A 19158-nucleotide genomic window follows, 5' to 3' on the forward strand; every position below is an offset into this window, starting at 1 on the left:
GGATTTAGGTGAGAGCGCTGTGGGAGACAGCGTCTCAACGACTGGCCTCATCACGGGCTTGGCTCATCTTGCCAGCCAGTGCCTTGAGTGCCTCATTGGCAAAAATATCTTCCAGATCAGCGGAAAGCTTGCGGCGCCAGTTGGGGTATTCGTAACTGGTGCCCGGTACGTTGACCGGCTTGTCCATCTCCAGCCAGTCTTCCAGCTGGGTACTGAACAGGGCGCAGCTGCCGCGGGACATGTGGATCTGCAGACCGTGGTTGAGTTCGGTGTTCATGCCGACCCAATTCACGTCATGACTGATGTTGTCAGAGATGACCTTGTGGGCATGCAAGCTGTCGAGGATCCGCTGTTTGGCCTGGTGACGATCAGCATACAGAGTCTTCAAAACATCTTCATCCGGATACAAACCCAGTTGACGGCCGAGCGCCAGATCATCGCAGTGCCAGAAGCCCTTGAGGGTTGGCATGTCGTGAGTGGTCAGGGCCGACATCGCCTGCTCGGTGTAGTGCGCCGGGGAGATAAAGCCGCCATCTTCCTTGGAGCGCTCGAAGAAGAACACCTTGTAGGAGTGAACGCCGTTCTCTTTCAGGGTCACGTCGATCCCCTCCGGCACGGTGCCCAGATCCTCGCCGATCAGCAGGCACTGATTGCGGTGGGATTCGAGGGCCAGAATGCCCAGCAGATCGTTGACCGGATAATAGATGTAGGCGCCCTTGGCGGCGGACGCTCCGGGCGGTACCCACCACAGGCGCAGCAAGGCCATCACGTGGTCGATGCGCAGAGCGCCACAGGAGCGCATGTTGGCACGGAACAAGTCCACCATCGGCTGGTAGGCCGCTTCAAACAGCTTGTTCGGGTTCATCGGGGGCAGGCCCCAGTTCTGACCAAGCGGGCCGAGGATATCGGGCGGCGCACCGACCGAGGCTTTCGGGCAGTAGAGATCCTGGTTGGCCCAGATCTCGGTGGAACCTTCGGAGACGCCCACCGCCAGATCCCGGTAGATACCCATCACCATGCCGGCAGCCTTGGCACGGGCATCGGCTTGCGCCAATTGCTCATCAGCCAGGAACTGCAGATAGAGGTAGAAGTTGACATCTTGCGGGTGCGCGGCCATCCAGGCGGCAACGGCAGGGTTGTGGTAATCGCGCAGCTCCTGCGGCCATACCGGCCAGCCCCAAGCATTTTCGCCTTTGGCATAGAAGTGGGCCTGCAGGGCATCAAATGCTGCCTGCTGTTGCAGGCTGTCGCCACCGGCGGCCACGAAGGCATCAAAGGCGGCCTGACGCTCTGCGCTCAGGGTGGCTTCATCGAACACCTGACGCAGCATGCCGAGTTTGGTCTGGATCACGCCGGTGTAATCGACGTTCTCTTTGGCGCGCAGATCGGCCAGATGTTGCTGGAAGGCAGGACTTGCCACTTCCGCCTTCAGGCGATCGCTCTGCTGGAATTCGGGCACCGCTTCCACATTGATATAGGCCACGTTGAGCCAGCGACGGGAAGAGGGGCTGTAGGGACTGGCGCTCTCCGGATTGGCCGGATAGAGGGCGTGGATAGGGTTGAGGCCGACGAAGTGGGCACCCCAGGCTGCGGCTTTCTCGACCAGCTGGCCCAGATCGCTGAAATCACCGATGCCCCAGTTGTGGCGGCTGCGCAGGCAGTAGAGCTGCACGCTCGGACCCCATACCTTGCGGCCATCGGCAATTGGCGCCTGCTTGTAGCAGGCCTTGGGGGCAACGATGAGGCGCATGGTAGCCAGCGGCTCGTCATTGCCCTCTTCCAGCAACACCAGCTGGTGATAACCCAGCTCCGGGGCCATATCCAGAGTGACGCGATAGGCCTGGCACTCCATCTCTTCAAATTCGGCCACGCCGACCAGCTCACCCTCGATGGGGGTGAATTGACCGGACAGCACTGCACCCTGCTCCTGCTGGAGCTGCCAGGTGAGGGCGTCGTTGACGAATTCGATGGGGAGGCGAACCTCAAGGGTAACGGCGTCGCCGGTGCGAACCACCATCACAGGATCCAGCGCCCGCAGCCAGTGCTGGCGATGCTCCTCTTCCAGCTGCTGCACCAGTGCGGCCTCGTCATCGACGCGGTAGCCCATGGCGCCCAGCATGGCGGCCTTGCTATCTTCTGATACCTGGGCCGGGTGGCCCCAGGCATCGACATACTCGCTGGCGATACCTTTTGCGGCAGCCAGCTGTTCAATCAGGGTGGTCATAGTTTGAGAATTCCCGCTGTGGATTCTATCTATACTATTTTGTTTGATTTTTATGGGGTGGTACTTGAACAGTGGCTCTTTGGCCATGCTAAACCGCGCACATTTTTACATATCTCTGTGAATGGTTGTGTGACCGAGTAGGCACTATTGTTGATATCTGCGCGATGCCACGAACTGGCACTTTTTTCGTCAAAACGTGGTAATCAGTTACATAAACAGAAAATTAATTTCACAGTTTTTCATGATATAGCGCAATTTCAGACAGAATGTTGGTTGACTCACCGGAGAGTTCTAGTAAATTTACAAGCGGAATTTTCTTTGACTACTGAACAGTTAGGTAACTAAATATGACTATCAAAGTAGGTATTAACGGTTTTGGCCGTATCGGTCGTTTCGTATTCCGTCTGGCTTGCGAGCGTGCAGACATCGAAGTTGTTGGTATCAACGACCTGATCGATGTTGACTACATGGCTTACATGCTGAAGTACGATTCAACTCACGGTCGTTTCAACGGTACCGTTGAAGTTAAAGACGGCAACCTGGTTGTAAACGGCAAAACCGTACGTGTTACCGCTGAGCGTGACCCGGCCAACCTGAAGTGGGGCGAAATCGGTGTTGACGTTGTTGCTGAAGCTACCGGTCTGTTCCTGACCGACGAGACTGCTCGTAAGCACATCGCTGCTGGTGCCAAGAAAGTTGTTCTGACTGGCCCGTCCAAAGACGCTACCCCGATGTTCGTAATGGGTGTTAACGACTCTACCTACGCTGGCCAGGACATCGTTTCCAACGCTTCCTGCACCACCAACTGCCTGGCCCCGATCGCCAAGGTTCTGAACGATACCTTCGGTATCGAGTCTGGCCTGATGACCACCGTTCACGCTACCACTGCTACCCAGAAGACCGTAGATGGTCCGTCTGCCAAAGACTGGCGCGGTGGCCGCGGTGCGGCTCAGAACATCATCCCGTCCTCTACCGGTGCAGCCAAAGCTGTTGGCGTAGTTATCCCGGAACTGAAAGGCCTGCTGACCGGTATGGCTTTCCGTGTTCCGACTCCGGACGTGTCTGTTGTTGACCTGACCGTTAACCTGAAGAAAGCTGCCACCTACGCAGAAATCTGCGAAGCGATGAAAGCTGCTTCCGAAGGCGCTATGAAAGGCGTTCTGGGCTACACCGAAGACGAAGTTGTATCTACCGACTTCCTGGGTGAGCGTCAGACCTCCGTATTCGACGCCAAGGCTGGTATCCAGCTGAACGACAAATTCGTTAAAGTTGTATCCTGGTACGACAACGAAATGGGCTACTCCAGCAAAGTTCTGGACCTGATCGCTCACATCTCCAAGTAATTTGGGATGCGCAATCGCGTAGCTTGAAAAAGGCGGCCATTGGCCGCCTTTTTGTTTTTCGGTTTCCCCTGATGACAGGAGTCCACATGCAATCCATTCGTCCCCTGACAGCCAATTGCAAGCTTGCCAACAATGCGGCCGGTCTGCCGGTTCTCACCATTAATAACGACTATGCCAAGGCCGAGATCAGCCTGTTTGGCGCCCATGTGCTGAGCTATCAGCGTCATGGCGAGCCGGCCTCCATCTGGCTGAGTGACAAGGCGGTGCTGGATGGCAGCAAGCCTGTTCGCGGTGGTATCCCGATCTGCTGGCCCTGGTTTGGCCCGGCGCCCGCCCGCGTCGGTAGCGGCAAGCCCTCCCACGGTTTTGCCCGTACCACCCTCTGGATGCTGGACGGGGTCTCAGATCACGCTGATGGCACGCTTGTTCATCTCTCCCTGCGCGACAGCGATGCGACCCGTGCCCTGTGGGATCACTCCTTCGAGTTGGAACTGGACGTGCTGGTGGGCAAAGAGCTTTCGCTGGTGCTGACCACTCGCAACACAGGTGCTCACCCATTGACCTATAGCGGTGCGCTGCACACCTATTTGCAGATCAGCTCACCAGAGGCGGTAAGCGTCACCGGCCTGGGCGAGCCCTATGCCGACAAGCTGACCGGACAGGATGCCAAGCAGCAGGGTGCATTGACCCTGAGCGGGCCGCTGGATCGGGTCTACTGGCAGCCAGAGGCGCTGGTGAGCGTGCAGGATGGTGAGCGCGAGATCCGGGTTGTCAGTGGCAACCACGACAGCGTGGTGGTCTGGACCCCCTGGCTGGAAGGGGCCACCGCCATGGCCGACATGAGCGACGATGGCTATCGCACCATGCTCTGCGTCGAAGCAGCCATCGCTGGCGAGGCGGGTGTGACCGTTGCGCCGGATGAAGAGCACAGCCTCTCCACCGTAATCATCTGAGTTGGATTAGGTTCAGATAAATAAAGAGGGCTCCCGCGGGAGCCCTCTTTGCATCTGGTGACGGCGGCAATCAGGCGTTGCCCTGAGTCTTGAGCTTGAGTTCGGCGGCGAAATTGAGCATCCGGTCGAGCGGAATGAGGGCCTTTACCCGCAGCGCTTCATCGACATGGATCTCGTGGCGTTCGGCACCATCGGTGAGGGCCTCCTTGATCGCCACCAGACCGTTCATCGCCATCCAGGGGCAATGGGCGCAGCTGCGGCAGGTAGCGCCATCGCCACCGGTCGGGGCTTCCACCATCTCTTTCTCCGGACAAGCCTGCTGCATCTTGTAGAAGATGCCCCGATCGGTCGCCACGATCAGCTTCTGCTGGGGCAGCTCCTTGGCTGCTTTGATCAGCTGACTGGTGGATCCCACCGCATCGGCTAGCTCGATCACCGAGGCGGGGGATTCCGGATGAACCAGCACGGCGGCGTCCGGATTCTGCTCTTTAAGCTCGCGCAGGGCGCGGGCTTTGAACTCGTCGTGGACGATGCAGTGGCCCTGCCAGCGCAGCATCTGGGCGCCGGTCTTCTTCTCGATATAGGCACCCAGATGGCGATCCGGGCCCCAAATGATCTTGTGACCCAGGCTATCGAGGTGTTCGACGATCTCGAGCGCGATGCTGGAGGTAACGACCCAGTCAGCCCGTGCTTTGACCGCAGCCGAGGTATTGGCGTAGACCACCACGGTATGATCCGGGTTGGCATCGCAGAACGCGGAGAACTGCTCGATGGGGCAGCCCAGATCAAGCGAGCATTCGGCCTCCAGCGTCGGCATCAGCACCCGCTTGTGGGGGCTCAGGATCTTGGAGGTTTCCCCCATAAAGCGCACCCCGGCGACGATCAGGGTTTGTGCCTCATGATCGCGGCCAAAGCGGGCCATCTCCAGCGAGTCACCGACGAAACCGCCGGTGGCTTCAGCCAGCGCCTGGATCTCGGGATCCGTGTAGTAATGGGCGACCAGTACCGCCTTGCGCTCCTTGAGCAGCGCCTTGATTTCTGTGGTCAAGGTCGTTCTCTGCTCGGCACTCAGGGGAAGAGGTTTGGCCGGAAAGGGGTAGTCCATCGCGACTACCGGCGGGACACTGCTCAGTGCATTGCTCATTGCGACTGTTCCATCAACGCTCGGGAAGGCAAAAATTATAACCAGAAGCCTGCCACAAACCCATCAACAAATCGGGTGAAGCGCAAGTGGGCGAATATACTCAAGTAATTCGTTGTTATTCTGCCATAAGGAGTTGTCGCATGAAGCAACGTTCCCTCAAGTTCAAGTTGTTGTGCCTTACCATGGGGCTATTTCTGCTGACCGGGCTAGCCATGACCCTGTTGCAATCGGCCTCTTTCAGCTCCCTTCGCAACATGGTGATGACCCAGACCAGCGATGCATTGGAAGAGGAGGTCTCCCGCAGCCTGCAGTATCAGGCAGAACGCTATGCCATCCAGATTGCCTCGCTGATGCAGAACTCCTATCAGATCCCCCTGACCGTGACCGCCCAGATTGAAGCCGGTATGGCCAAACCGGAACTGCGCTTGTCGCGACCCCAAGTGGAGTCTCTGCTCGGCAGCAGCCTGCAGCAGGCGAGCGGGATCAGCTCCATCTACGCCCAGTTTGAACCGGATGGCTATGATGGCGAGGATGGCAACTGGCTGGGCGGGGCCAGCCACTCGGTGGCAGGCAAGGGGAGTCTGGAGGTCTATTTCACCAAGGATCAGGGAGGGGCCGTCGCTCAGCAAGCGGTGGACGCCGCTGCCAGCGAGGCCAAGTTTGATACCTCCCTCAACGAGTTCGGCATTCGCAACAGCGAGTGGTATCTCTGTGGTCGCGATACCCGCCAGCCCTGCCTGATGGAGCCCTACCTCTACGAAATCAGCCCGGGCAACAAGATGCTGATGACCAGTTTGACGGTACCCGTGCTGCGTGACGGCAAGTTTGTCGGGCTGGCCGGGGTGGATATGAACCTGCCCATCTTCCAGCAACTGGCTGAAAACCTTGGCAAGAGCCTCTATGACAACAAGGCGGATGTGACTCTGGTCAGCAAGATGGGGCTGATTGTGGGCAGCAACCGCTATGCCGACAAGCTGGGCCGTCCACTCAAGGAGGTGGGCCTGACCCTGCCTGACGGTCAGCCGGTCAGCAGCGACAGTGACTTTATTCTTCATCAGCCCATCCGGGTTGAGGCAGCCAATACCCAGTGGTGGTTGATGATCAAGGTGCCCAAGGCGCTGGCGCTGAGCAAGGCGCACGCCATCAGCAATGAACTGGGCACCCTGCTGGTGGATGCCCAGCGGCAGCAGATCATCGCCATGGGCGGTATCACCCTGCTGGTGCTGGGGCTGCTGGTCTGGTTTATCCAGACCATCACTGCGCCACTTTCTCTTATCAGCCGCCATGTGGGCCATCTCTCCAGCAACGAGGGTGACCTGACCCAGCAGATGGAGATCGACACCCATCAGGAGCTGATCGATCTGGGTTCCCAGCTCAATGCCTTCCTCGGCAAGTTGCGGGGCATGGTGCAAATGAGCAAGGGGATTGGTCAGCAGGTCTACCAGCAGGCGCGGGAGATGAAACATACCGCCGACACCATGCGCAGTAGTCTGGATGAGCAGAATCTGGAGCTGGAGAGCGTGGTAAGCGCCATGCATCAGATGAGCACCACGGCTGTCAGCGTGGCGGGTTATGCCGAGCAGGCGGCGCAGGAGTCGGAAGCGGCGACCCACCACATCAATACCGCCCAGCAGACCCTCAGCAATGCCCGCAACGAGATCCATACACTGGTCGGCGATATGCATGAGGCGGACAAGGCGGTGGCGCTGGTGGCCCAGCGCAGCACCAATATCAGCCGGATCCTCGATGTGATCCGCGCCATTGCCGAGCAGACCAATCTGCTGGCCCTCAACGCCGCCATCGAGGCAGCACGGGCAGGTGATATGGGCCGCGGCTTTGCAGTGGTGGCAGACGAGGTGCGGGCGCTGGCCAACAAGACTCGTGAATCGACCGACGAGATCGGCCAGCTGATTGGTAGCCTGCAGACCGAGGTGAGCAGCAGTCAGCGTCTGATGAATACCGGCATCGAGCGCTCCACCACCACGGTGCAGGGCACCGAGCAGGCGTTCGAGGCGCTCAATCGGGTGGTGGCCCAGATCCAGCAGATCCACGACCACATCAGTCAGGTCGCCACCGCCGCCGAGCAGCAGAGCGCCGTCAGTGACGATATCAACAAGAATTTGATGCGGATTGGTGATACCGCCAACGTGATTGGGCAGGAGGCCAGCTCCAGCCATCAACTGAGCGAGGCGCTGGAGCAAGCGGCCACGGCGCTGGCCAGTCAGCTCGATCGGCTGCGTACCTGAGTCGTTGCCAGAGAGACAAAAGCCCGCTAGCGATCGCGGGCTTTTTTATGACTCGACGGCAGAGTTGCGTCAGTTGCGGGGTTCAACCAGCAGGATGTGGGAGTCGGCCCCGACCACCCTGACTTTGCTGCCCGCTGGCAGCGACTCGTCACAGCGCACCGTCCAGACCGTGTCGTCCAGATGTACCCGACTGGTGCCTTGGGCGACATCATCCAGCAGGGTCAGCTCGCGGCCCATATAGCTCTGCATCCGCTCGTTGATGGTGCTGGCGGCATCCTGACCCGAGTTGTCACGCTGGTGCTGCCAGCGCCACCAGGCCCAGGTGGTGAGCAGGGATTGCACCGCAAACAGCAGCAACTGCGCCTGCCAGCCAAAGGGCCAGATCAGCAGCAGTAGCCCCACTTCCAGCGCGGCGATGCCGGTCCAGAGCAAAAAGCCCACCGAGCCGAGCACCTCGATGGCCAGCAGAATAAAGCCGAGCCCCAGCCAGTGCCAGTGGGTCAGCCCCTCTAACAGGGCAGTCATGACTTGCTGCCCTTGCCATCTTTGTTGAACAGCTCGGCCATGCCAGCCACCGAGCCAATCAGGCTGCCCGCTTCCAGCGGCATCATGATGATCTTGCTGTTGGGGCCTTCACCGATGCGGGCCAGTGCCTCGGTATATTTCTGAGCCACGAAGTAGTTGATGGCTTGCAGGTCTCCATCCGCAATCGCCTGGGAAACCATGTGGGTCGCCTTGGCTTCCGCCTCAGCAGCCCGCTCCCGCGCTTCGGCGGCGAGGAAGGCGGCCTGACGCTCACCTTCGGCTTTGAGGATCTGGGACTGCTTTTCGCCTTCCGCTTTCAGGATTTTGGACTGGCGCACCCCTTCGGCTTCCAGTACCTCGGCCCGTTTCTGGCGCTCGGCCTTCATCTGGGCGTTCATCGCCTCGACCAGTGCCAGCGGCGGGCGCACATCTTTAATCTCGATGCGGGTTACCTTGATACCCCAGGGGGCGGTGGCGGCATCCATGGTGCGCAGCAGCTTCTCGTTGATGGTATCGCGCTGGGAGAGCATCTCGTCCAGCTCCATGGCGCCGAGCACGGTGCGCATGTTGGTCATGGTGAGATTGCGGATGGCGCTGGTGAGATCGTTGACCTCGTAACCCGCTTTGCGGGCATCCACCACCTGCACAAAGCTGATGGCGTCGATGGTGACGTTGGCGTTGTCGCGGGAGATCACCTCTTGTGCCGGGATATCCAGCACCTGCTCCATCATGATGATCTTGTGGCCGACCCGATCCACGTAGGGGATCAGCAGGTTGAGGCCCGGGGTCAGGGTGCGGGTGTAGCGGCCGAAGCGCTCCACCGTCCAATTGTAGCCCTGGGGCACGATCTTGATGCCCGCGCTCAGGGTGGCGAGCACCAGGAACACGAAAATCCCTAGCACAATCAATGATTCATTCATCATTTAGCTCCTTATGAAACACAGTCCCTAGCCTATGGTCTGGCGTCAGGTACCACAAGTGACTTCGTACGCCTTTGTCATGAATCGGTTTTGCTAATTACCAAAACGCATTAAAAAGCATTTTTTATTATTTTGAGGGATAAGCTGCCCTGCCTATAGTCGCCCCATATTAGTCGTGTTCCGAGGGATGGGCCGAAATGGATTATTTACCTATGTTTGCCAAGTTGGAAGGCCGCCCGGTACTGCTGGTGGGTGGGGGCGAGGTTGCCCTGCGCAAGGCGCGCCTGCTGCTGGCAGCCGGTGCCCGGCTGACCCTGGTCTCCCCGGAGATTGAACCGGAATTTTTGGAATTTGCCGGTCGTTTCACCCATCTGGCCGAGCGCTTCACCCCGGCCCATCTGGCAGGCCAGATCCTGGTCGTGGCAGCTACCGACAACCTCGAAGTCAACGCCCTCGTCTATCAGAGTGCCAACCAGCTGGGTCTATTCGTCAACGTGGTGGATGACCCCAAGCGCTCCAGTTTTATCTTCCCCTCGATCATCGATCGCTCGCCGCTGATTGTGGCGGTCTCCAGCGGTGGCAAGGCGCCGGTGCTGGTGCGCCTGCTGCGCGAGCGGCTGGAGAGCCTGCTGCCGCGCCATCTCGGCGGGCTGACCGAGCTCTCCGGCCGGGTCCGTGACAAGGCCAAGCGGGTGCTCTCTTCCATTTCCGATCGCCGCCGCTTCTGGGAGCGCGCCTTTGCCTCCAACACCCTCGCCAGCCTGATTGAAAAAGAGGATTGGCACGGTGCCGAGCAGTGGCTGAGCGATGGCCTCGATCAGGCGAAAAGCGAAGTGGGCGAGGTGGTGCTGGTCGGTGCGGGCCCCGGCGATCCGGGCCTCTTGACCCTCAAGGCGCTGCAACAGATTCAACAGGCCGAAGTGGTGCTCTACGACCAGCTGGTCTCCGCCGAAATCCTCGATCTGGTGCGCCGCGACGCCACTCTGGTGTCGGTCGGCAAGAAGGCGGGCGCCCACAGCGTGCCGCAGGAGGAGACCAATCGCCTGCTGGTGGAATACGCCAAGGCGGGCAATCGGGTAGTGCGGCTGAAAGGGGGCGATCCCTTTATGTTTGGCCGGGGTGGTGAGGAGCTGGAAGTGCTGGCCGATGAAGGCATCCCCTTCTCGGTGGTGCCCGGCATCACGGCTGCTGCCGGTGCTACTGCCTATGCAGGTATTCCGCTCACTCACCGTGATTATGCCCAGAGCGCCGTCTTTATCACTGGCCATTGCCAGAAAGAGGGCAAGGAGCCCGACTGGCAGCAGCTCGCCGCCACCAGTCAGACCCTTGTCATCTACATGGGGCTGATGCGCTCCGAGCATATCCAGCAGCAGTTGGTGGATCACGGCCGAAGCCAAGCCACCCCCATCGCCATCATCGAGCGCGGCACCACATCCCGCCAGCGGGTGCTGACCGGCACGCTGGCCGACTTGGCTGAGCTGGCCAAACAGGCGGTGAGCCCGTCGCTTATCGTCATCGGCGAAGTGGTTGCCCTGCGTGAGCGGCTCGCCTGGTTTGGAGAGCTGGGCGGCGAGCAGCAGCGCGCTAACCCGGATCTCGATGGCTGCGACCTCAAGCTGGTGCAGCTGGCCTGACCCGGAAAGAGATATTTGATGCGGCTGCCGGTGCTGCCGCGCACTGAACCACCCAGCGCCCCGAGCAGGCGCATAAGCAATGACCCGAGGACCAACATGGACCGTGAAAGATTGACCCACTTGCAGCAGCCGAACGCGGAGAGCAGTCATGCAGGTGTCTCTCGTGAAAGATTGACACATCTGCAGCAGCTGGAAGCCGAGAGCATCCATATCATCCGCGAGGTGGCTGCCGAATTTGAAAACCCGGTGATGATGTACTCCATCGGCAAGGACTCCTCCGTCATGCTGCACCTGGCCCGCAAGGCCTTCTATCCGGGCAAGATCCCGTTCCCCTTGCTCCACGTCGACACCGACTGGAAGTTCAAGGAGATGATCACCTTCCGCGACGAGACCGCCAAAAAATACGGGCTGGATCTCATCGTCCACAAGAACCCGGAAGGGCTCGCCATGGGCATCAACCCCTTCGTGCACGGCAGTGGCAAGCACACCGACATCATGAAGACCGAGGGGCTCAAGCAGGCGCTCAACAAATATGGCTTCGACGCCGCCTTCGGTGGCGCCCGCCGCGACGAGGAGAAGTCCCGCGCCAAGGAGCGGGTCTACTCCTTCCGTGACAAGTCCCACCGCTGGGATCCGAAGAACCAGCGTCCGGAGCTGTGGCGGGTCTACAACAGCCAGGTCAACAAGGGAGAGAGCATCCGGGTGTTCCCGCTCTCCAACTGGACCGAGCTGGATATCTGGCAATACATCTATCTCGAGAACATCGACATAGTGCCGCTCTACTTCGCCGCTTACCGTCCGGTGGTGGAGCGCAACGGCATCAAGATCATGGTGGATGACGAGCGCATGCCGCTGACCGCCGAGGATGAGGTGAAGCAGGAGCTGGTGCGTTTCCGTACCCTCGGCTGCTACCCGCTCACCGGGGCCATCGAATCCGATGCCACCACCTTGCCGGAAATTATTGAAGAGATGCTGCTCACCACCTCGAGCGAGCGGCAAGGGCGGCTGATTGACCACGATCAGGCCGGCTCCATGGAGCAGAAGAAGCGTCAGGGATATTTCTAAGGAGTCGTCAGCATGAACAGCCATATTCAGACCGCCATCACCGAACAGGGCATTGAAGCCTATCTGCACGCCCAGCAGCACAAGAGTCTGCTGCGTTTTCTCACCTGCGGCAGCGTGGATGACGGCAAGAGCACCCTTATCGGTCGCCTGCTGCACGACTCCCAGCAGATTTATGAAGATCAGCTCAAAGCGCTGGAGTCCGACAGCCAGAAGCTCGGCACCACCGGCGAGAAGCTGGACCTGGCACTGCTGGTGGATGGCCTGCAGGCGGAGCGCGAGCAGGGCATCACCATCGACGTGGCCTACCGCTACTTCTCCACTGCCAAGCGCAAATTTATCATCTCGGATACCCCAGGCCACGAGCAGTACACCCGCAACATGGCCACCGGCGCTTCCACCTGCGATCTGGCCATCATTCTGATCGACGCCCGCAAAGGGGTGCTGGATCAGACCCGCCGCCACAGCTTTATCGCGAGCCTGCTCGGCATAAAGCAGTTCGTGGTGGCGGTCAACAAGATGGATCTGGTGGAGTTCAGCCAAGAGGTGTTCGAGCGCATCAGCGCCGATTACCGCGAGTTCGCCAAAAAGCTCAGCGTCGACACCATCCATATCGTGCCGGTTTCGGCGCTGGACGGTGACAACGTGGTCAACCAGAGCGACAAGCTGGCTTGGTATCAGGGCGAAACTCTGCTTGCTCTGCTGGAGTCTGCCGAGGTTGAGCGCGAGCTGGAGCGTCATCCGGTGCGCCTGCCGGTGCAGTATGTGAACCGCCCCAACCTCGATTTTCGCGGCTTCGCGGGTACGCTCGCCTCCGGCATCCTGCGGGTGGGCGACCGGCTTGCGGTGCTGCCGTCGGGCAAGGAGAGCACAGTCACCCGCATCGTCACCTTCGACGGAGATCTGGAGTACGCCCTGCCGGGTCAGGCCATCACAGTCACCTTCGCCGACGAGATCGACATCAGCCGCGGCGACCTGCTGGTGGATGCTGCCAAGCAGCCGCAAGTGACCCAGAATGTGCTGGCCCATATCGTCTGGATGGGGGAGGAGTCCCTGCAACCGGGTCGGGTCTACGACGTCAAACTGGCCACCAAGAAGAGTCGCGGTCAGGTGGAGGCCATCCGCCATCGCATCGAGATCAACAAGCTGGACGAGTTGCCTGCGAGCGAGCTCAAGCTCAACGAGATCGGCCTGTGCGAGCTGAGCCTCACCGATCCGGTGGCGTTCGACCCGTATCAGGAGATCCGCGATACCGGCAGCTTTATCCTGATCGACCGGCTGACCAATGTCACCGTCGGCGCCGGCATGATAGTGGAAGGCTTGGCCGCCAAAGCGGTAAAAGGGCACTACAGCGAGTTCGAAATCGAGCTCAACGCCTTGGTGCGCAAGCACTTCCCGCACTGGCAAGCCCTTGCCATCGGTAACGACACAAGCAAGGAGTAAGCCCATGACCTGGCAACAATTCCTGGTGCTGGGTCTGCTGGCTGCTCTCGTGGCCCTGCTGATCCAGGGCAAACTCCGCCCGGCGCTGCTCTTCTCGGGCGCCGTGCTCATCACCTACCTGAGCGGGCTGGCGGATATCAATGCCGTGGTGGCGGGCTACACCAACAGTGCTCTGTTGACGCTGGTGCTGTTGCTGCTGGTGTCGCTGGCGGTGGAGAAGACCCGCATCATGAGCTGGTTCGCCAATCTGGTGGGCACGGGTTCATTCAACAAGGTGCTGGTGAAGGTGTGGTTCTCCACCGCCTTCCTGTCGGCCTTCGTCAATAACACCGCCGTGGTGGCCTCCATGCTGGGAGCGGTCAAACGCAACCCCAACCACGCGCCGTCGCGGCTGCTGCTGCCCATGTGCTTCGCGGCCACCTTTGGCGGGGTGCTGACCCTGATCGGCACCTCCACCAACCTGATCGTCAACAGCTTCCTCATCAAGATGGGGGCACCGCCGCTCGGCATGTTCGACTTCTTTATGGTGGGGGCGGGCACCCTGCTGACCGGTCTGGTGGCCGTGCTGCTGTTTGCCCGTCACCTGCCGGAGCAGGATACCGAGATGAGCCGCGAATCCGGCTACTTTCTCGAAGCCAAGGTGGGCGCCGGTTCGCCGCTGGCGGGGCGCAGCGTCAAGGAGAACGGCCTGCGCAGCCTGAAAAGCCTCTATCTGGCGGAAATCATTCGCGGCGATCAGGTGATCTGCCCGGTGCAGCCGGAACACGAGCTGCACGAAGGGGACGTGCTGCTCTTTTGCGGCGATGTGGAGAGCGTCGGCGTATTGCAGGAGATGAAGGGGCTGGATCTCTACGGCCAGCACCGCCTCAATGGCCAGCATCTGGTGGAGGTGATCGTCAGCCACAGCTCGCGGCTGGTGGGTCAGACCATCAAGGATGCCGAATTTCGTACCCACTTCGATGCGGTGGTACTGGCGGTGCGCCGCGGCGAAACCCAGCTCACCGGTGGCCTCGGCCAGATTGAGCTGCACGCCGGTGATACCCTGCTGCTGGCCCCCGGTCCCCAGTTTGCCCGCAACAAGTCGCTGGGGCGGGAGTTTGTGGTGGTGAGCGGGCTGGAAGCCTCCACCCGCCTCGATGGCAAGCGCAGCGCCGCCGTGGTGCTGGGGTTTCTCGGGGTGTTGGCGCTCTCGGTATTCGATCTGGTGCCGCTGTTCAAGGGTTTGCTGCTGATGCTGGTGGCGCTGCTGCTCACCCGCATTCTGACCCTGGACGAGATCCGCCGCCGCTTTCCGCTGGATATCTGGCTGGTGGTGGGTGGGGCGCTCGCCATTGCCGATCAGCTGGAAAAAAGCGGGCTGGCCAAGCTTATCGCCGACTGGCTGATGGGGGAGTTCAACGGTGCCAGCCCCATCATCGCCTTTATCGGTATCTATGTGTTTACGTTGGTGCTGACCGAGCTGATGAGCAATAACGCCGCCGCCGCGCTGGCCTTCCCCATGGGTTACCAGCTGGCGCTCAGCATGGATGTCTCGACCATGCCGTTTATTCTGGCGGTGCTGTTCGGGGCGAGCTCCAGCTTTATCCTGCCCTACGGCTACCAGACCAACCTGATGGTCTATGCCGCGGGCAACTACAAGATGCCGGACTACCTCAAGCTGGCCCTGCCGGTCTCGCTGGCCTATAGCCTCGGGGTGATTGTGATGGTGCCCCTGCTGTTTCCGTTTTAAGGCGTGAGCGCCAATCAAGGCGTGTTGGGTGAGCAATACCATGGCATCAGCACGTTGGCGGCTGATAGTCCGAAGCGGCTCCCCGTGGTGCCGGACAGTTTAAGTTTTGAGGCGTGAGCGCCAATCAAGGAGTGTTGGATGAGCAATATCGTGTGGCACAAGCATGCCGTGGACAAACAGAGCCGGGCCGAGCTTAAAGGGCAAAAGCCACTGGTGATCTGGTTTACCGGGCTCTCCGGGGCGGGCAAATCGACCCTGGCGGGGGCGCTGGAGCAGGCGCTGGCGGCACAAGGCAAGCACACCTATCTGCTGGATGGGGACAATGTGCGGCACGGCCTGTGCGGCGATCTCGGTTTCGATGATGCTGCGCGGCAGGAGAATATCCGTCGGGTCGGCGAAGTGGCGAAACTGATGGTGGATGCGGGTCTGATCGTGCTTACCGCCTTTATCTCGCCGTTTCGTGCCGAGCGGGCGCTGGTGCGCAGCCTCTTGGGCAAAGGGGAGTTTGTCGAAGTCTTTGTCGATGCGCCGCTCGCCATCTGTGAAGAGCGCGATCCCAAGGGGCTCTACAAGAAGGCTAGGGCAGGGGAGATTCGTAACTTTACCGGAATCGACTCCGCTTACGAGGCGCCGGAGCAGCCGGAAATTCATCTGCTTAATGCCGGTAAACCGGTGGAAGTGTTAGTGGATGAGTTGCTGACCGCCCTGCGGCAGGGGAACTATCTGTAATTGGATCGGAAGAACCTATAACAAGCGCCCAGTGGTCTGCCACTTGGCTACCACAGGCGCTGCTGGGCTGGCAGCAGCCACTATAAGCAAAAGTTGGGGGATTGTCGGAAAACCCATTAATCCAGCTTATAGTGGCACCGGCGAGTCTTGAGCCACCCCAAGGCGGTCGATAGCAACCCCACAAAGGGATCTTCCGATCCCTGCTTATATTTCGGCGGGGTTATTCGCGATTGTCCGAATACGCTGCGCTATTCGAACCTACGGGCTAACGTTTAAGCAGTGTGGCGCAAGCCGCATCGTGGTGAATCGTCATACAAAAGCGCATTGTTAGAGCATTTTTCATTCTGCAATCACAGCATCACCATAAGCTACCACATATGTGACTTCCCACTGCGAGCCTTGCGCGTGATAAGAGCCGGAAACAAGACGTACATTTACTACAGCATTGGCTCCCTTCTCTTTAGCGGCAGAGAATAAGCTGCGAAATATTTCATCACTTATTTTTGGGATATCTCCGGCGATTCCTTTTTTTGTATATTCAATCAAACCAAGTGACTTTGTAATTTTCCTACCTGGTATTTCTTGAAGCGTATAGCACCCTTCTATAAGGGCCGAACTTTCTTCGGGACCACTTAAGCCAAATAAACCCATGCTCTCTCCTTTTTATTGCTTTAACTTTTAATTGTGGAGCGGTGTGCGCTACCAAACTAATTATTTATTATGTTTGTTGCTGAATACTCTTTTTTTACGATCTCTTGTGCTAGCGCAGTCGCCTCTGCAGCAGTTGCGAACTTTTGTTTATAGAAATAAAAAAAGGCGATGTTGTACTGAGCTAACTCTATAAAAATGTAATTGTTAGTTGAATGGAAGAAATAAAAATCTGGATTTTTTGTACGCAAAACACACAGTGAGTTATGTTTTTGTAATTTCGATTTAATTGTAAGTGTTTTTAGAGCATTTCGGAGGTTAGAAAATACTTTTGATGGACTCTGATTTATTGGGCCTTGAAACATGGCGATAGGCATTTTACCAATATAAGGAATATAGTCCGCACCTTGAACTTTATTTAAATTTCTACGAAGATCAAGTATGTGAAATTTGTATTCAATAATTTCTAGCCATAGAATTATTTTATCTAACTCATCATTCGTGAAGTATTCATAGCGCAGATCAATTTCACTAAATTTATGAGTAAGGTATCTTTCTAATTCGCCAAGAATACTATTGTTGCAATCTGGGCATGCGGGAACGGTAGTTTTATTATATGTCTGCGCATTTCTATTGGTTGTTGTGATAAAAGTTCTTTTTGTACAGCGTTCATAAACCCATTGTGGAATGACATGCTCTTTAGTCAAGTTATGCATTTCGCCACAAAATATACAGATATTTACTGAATGCTCTTCAGTAATAGAGTTTATCACCATACTTTGATGGGATTTTATCTTTTTCCGAAACTCAATAAGCTTTCTATCCAGACTCATATTTTAATTTAACCATTATCTCGTATATTTTGCTAAAAATCGTAGGTTGGTGCTGAACGAAGTAAAGCCCAACATTTACCGCAAAACGTATCTGCACATCTGTTTACCGAATGCTCCAACCCGTGTTTATTCCACTCTGGTTGCGGTGCTCATGCTCGTCTGTTGGGCTTCGCTACGCTCTGAGCCAACCTACCACAACCACGTGACCGCCCCTTAGTATTAAAATTTTAGATGCAACAATGTGGGAATTACGAGTTTCTTGGGAAGTTGTCTGGATCAAAATATGGGTCATTCTCCCAGCCCATTTCAATTTTGACACACTCTCTAAATACTACTGCCTCCCAGTGACGAAGAAGGCATTGTGCCGATTTGAACTCCTTTTCAAAATTTTCTAAAAATATACCTACACGGTCATAGCTCTTCTGCTTATTGAACGCGATTTTTCTAGATATGCCAAAACGAAATAGGTCTCCGGAAGGGTCAATTTCATGATATGCAGTAATAATATTGTTTGTCATTTCAAGGCGAGCATCATTATTAATTTTGTAACCATAACTGATGAGCCAATCTCTGCAAGCTAACCATATTTTTTCAAGATCATGGCTATTAAGAGGTGCAGCATCAAAGTTTTTGTCAAAAGTATTTATTGAATGCATTAATGCTTTTAAATGTAGCTCAATTACTTGTCTCGATATGTGAGCAACTGGTGCGATCCAATTTACAATCCCTGAAATACGGTATTGTTCAATTAATTCATCAGCGGCCATACCAAAGTCGATAGCAAGTTCAGAATACCCACATGAAGTATTATGGTTTTCAACATAAAAGATTGATTTATGGCTTTTTTCATATTCTAATGATGGCCCTTTCCATATGTCATAGTGAAATCCAGGATCGCTGGAAATTTTATTTTTTGGCATTAAATGATTCTTGCTGATGATGAGTAATTAAACTAGTTGCATAACTCCAAAGCAAAGCTATGGTGATTTACTGCCTAGTGATACTATTTTTAGCTTTTCTTTAGAACGAGCTTGTCACCTGAATTGCTAATTATTTTATAACTCCTGAGTTTGTTAAGCGCTGCGACACCTCCAGATGCAACAGAGATAGCTATCGCGCTCATAGCTGTTCCAGCACCTAAGATCCCGACGGCAGCTCCTCCTGTTAATGCGGCGATACCTTTTGCGCTTGCTTGAGTTGCCGGTTCTGGTACGGGGTAAAGAATCGCAACCACAGCAACTCCTATGGCTCCGATTGCAATAACCCATGCAACCTTACCAGTTGCTTTAATTTTTATTACTTTATCTCTTAAGCTGCCTTCTATCTCAATGGTATCTTGATCTTCGTTAAGAGCTTTTCCTAAATCTTTTTCATTATTAATAGCCATTATTGTATCCTTCCTTATTAATTAACAATCAGAACATGAATGTTGAAATATCGAGGAGATATATGACTCCATCACGAGCTTATCCGTTTCATCAAGCAACGCTACCGCCCCTGAATTTCAGCCTCCAGCTTGCTGCTTTTACCTGCGATTTGGCACTGACTTGGTTCATGGCTGACTCCTGCGAGAGGTTGCCAAGCGGCTATGTTACCGAACGGGGCTGGGGTGAAAAGCGCAAGCGGGAATTTTTCTGAGCAAGATCAATAAATTAATAAATAACGGACGGTGATATAACTACACCACCGCACCACCGCACCACTGCAGCAGCCTATCCGCGCAGA

16 protein-coding genes are annotated in these 19158 nt (G+C 56.8%); 8 read left to right on the top strand and 8 right to left on the bottom strand.

Translation table 11 applies throughout. The annotated features are described in order from the left end of the window. Positions 1-34: 34 nt before the first annotated feature. Positions 35-2224, bottom strand: a complete 2190-nt coding sequence (gene malQ, locus AB5Y86_RS02015) for a 4-alpha-glucanotransferase (protein WP_368191930.1) — start codon at positions 2222-2224, stop codon at positions 35-37. Between the two features lie 347 nt (positions 2225-2571). On the opposite strand from malQ, the gene gap reads away from it, so the two are divergent. After that, entirely contained in the window at positions 2572-3567 is a 996-nt protein-coding gene (gap, locus tag AB5Y86_RS02020; RefSeq protein WP_005335708.1) for a type I glyceraldehyde-3-phosphate dehydrogenase, read from the top strand. Between the two features lie 86 nt (positions 3568-3653). Continuing rightward, positions 3654-4520 carry a D-hexose-6-phosphate mutarotase gene (locus AB5Y86_RS02025; protein WP_368191931.1) on the top strand — a complete coding sequence of 289 codons (867 nt, stop codon included), beginning with the start codon at positions 3654-3656 and terminating at the stop codon, positions 4518-4520. 70 nt (positions 4521-4590) lie between these two features. Here the strand turns inward: AB5Y86_RS02025 and nadA are convergent, their stop codons facing one another. Further along, the gene (gene nadA / locus AB5Y86_RS02030; RefSeq protein WP_005343233.1) at positions 4591-5664 is read right to left on the bottom strand and encodes a quinolinate synthase NadA; all 1074 of its coding nucleotides are present in this window, start codon (positions 5662-5664) and stop codon (positions 4591-4593) included. A 140-nt stretch (positions 5665-5804) separates the two neighbouring features. Between nadA and AB5Y86_RS02035 the strand changes: the two genes are divergently transcribed. Continuing rightward, entirely contained in the window at positions 5805-7910 is a 2106-nt protein-coding gene (locus AB5Y86_RS02035; RefSeq protein WP_110303547.1) for a methyl-accepting chemotaxis protein, read from the top strand. A 69-nt stretch (positions 7911-7979) separates the two neighbouring features. Here AB5Y86_RS02035 and AB5Y86_RS02040 read toward each other — a convergent pair whose 3' ends face one another. Then, positions 7980-8435, bottom strand: coding sequence for an NfeD family protein (locus AB5Y86_RS02040; RefSeq protein WP_005354718.1), 456 nt, complete (start codon positions 8433-8435; stop codon positions 7980-7982). Further along, the gene (locus AB5Y86_RS02045) at positions 8432-9355 is read right to left on the bottom strand and encodes an SPFH domain-containing protein (RefSeq protein ID WP_368191957.1); all 924 of its coding nucleotides are present in this window, start codon (positions 9353-9355) and stop codon (positions 8432-8434) included. The genes AB5Y86_RS02040 and AB5Y86_RS02045 overlap by 4 nt, the downstream gene beginning before the upstream one ends. A 197-nt stretch (positions 9356-9552) precedes the next feature. Here AB5Y86_RS02045 and cysG point away from each other — a divergent pair, with 197 nt between their 5' ends. From cysG to cysC, 5 genes are all read left to right on the top strand, one after another. Next, positions 9553-10989 carry a siroheme synthase CysG gene (cysG, locus tag AB5Y86_RS02050; RefSeq protein ID WP_368191934.1) on the top strand — a complete coding sequence of 479 codons (1437 nt, stop codon included), beginning with the start codon at positions 9553-9555 and terminating at the stop codon, positions 10987-10989. A 96-nt stretch (positions 10990-11085) separates the two neighbouring features. After that, positions 11086-12054 carry a sulfate adenylyltransferase subunit CysD gene (cysD, locus tag AB5Y86_RS02055; RefSeq protein WP_368191935.1) on the top strand — a complete coding sequence of 323 codons (969 nt, stop codon included), beginning with the start codon at positions 11086-11088 and terminating at the stop codon, positions 12052-12054. A 12-nt stretch (positions 12055-12066) separates the two neighbouring features. After that, complete coding sequence (gene cysN, locus AB5Y86_RS02060; RefSeq protein ID WP_058059675.1) at positions 12067-13494, top strand: sulfate adenylyltransferase subunit CysN; 1428 nt, start codon at positions 12067-12069, stop codon at positions 13492-13494. A gap of 4 nt (positions 13495-13498) precedes the next feature. Continuing rightward, a complete protein-coding gene (locus AB5Y86_RS02065; RefSeq protein WP_005362933.1) occupies positions 13499-15223 on the top strand; it encodes an SLC13 family permease in 1725 nt (574 codons plus the stop codon). A gap of 138 nt (positions 15224-15361) precedes the next feature. Continuing rightward, entirely contained in the window at positions 15362-15952 is a 591-nt protein-coding gene (cysC, locus tag AB5Y86_RS02070; protein WP_279461605.1) for an adenylyl-sulfate kinase, read from the top strand. A gap of 339 nt (positions 15953-16291) precedes the next feature. Here the strand turns inward: cysC and AB5Y86_RS02075 are convergent, their stop codons facing one another. The 4 genes from AB5Y86_RS02075 to AB5Y86_RS02090 form a co-directional block, all read right to left on the bottom strand. Further along, positions 16292-16603, bottom strand: a complete 312-nt coding sequence (locus AB5Y86_RS02075) for a heavy metal-binding domain-containing protein (protein ID WP_159144343.1) — start codon at positions 16601-16603, stop codon at positions 16292-16294. A gap of 56 nt (positions 16604-16659) precedes the next feature. Beyond that, complete coding sequence (locus AB5Y86_RS02080) at positions 16660-17433, bottom strand: hypothetical protein (RefSeq protein ID WP_368191937.1); 774 nt, start codon at positions 17431-17433, stop codon at positions 16660-16662. A gap of 248 nt (positions 17434-17681) precedes the next feature. Then, positions 17682-18353 carry a hypothetical protein gene (locus AB5Y86_RS02085; protein ID WP_368191939.1) on the bottom strand — a complete coding sequence of 224 codons (672 nt, stop codon included), beginning with the start codon at positions 18351-18353 and terminating at the stop codon, positions 17682-17684. Between the two features lie 89 nt (positions 18354-18442). Then, positions 18443-18820, bottom strand: a complete 378-nt coding sequence (locus tag AB5Y86_RS02090; protein ID WP_159144340.1) for a hypothetical protein — start codon at positions 18818-18820, stop codon at positions 18443-18445. Positions 18821-19158: the final 338 nt, after the last annotated feature.

Source organism: Aeromonas sp. s8, assembly GCF_040907785.1.
Lineage (GTDB): Bacteria > Pseudomonadota > Gammaproteobacteria > Enterobacterales > Aeromonadaceae > Aeromonas > Aeromonas veronii.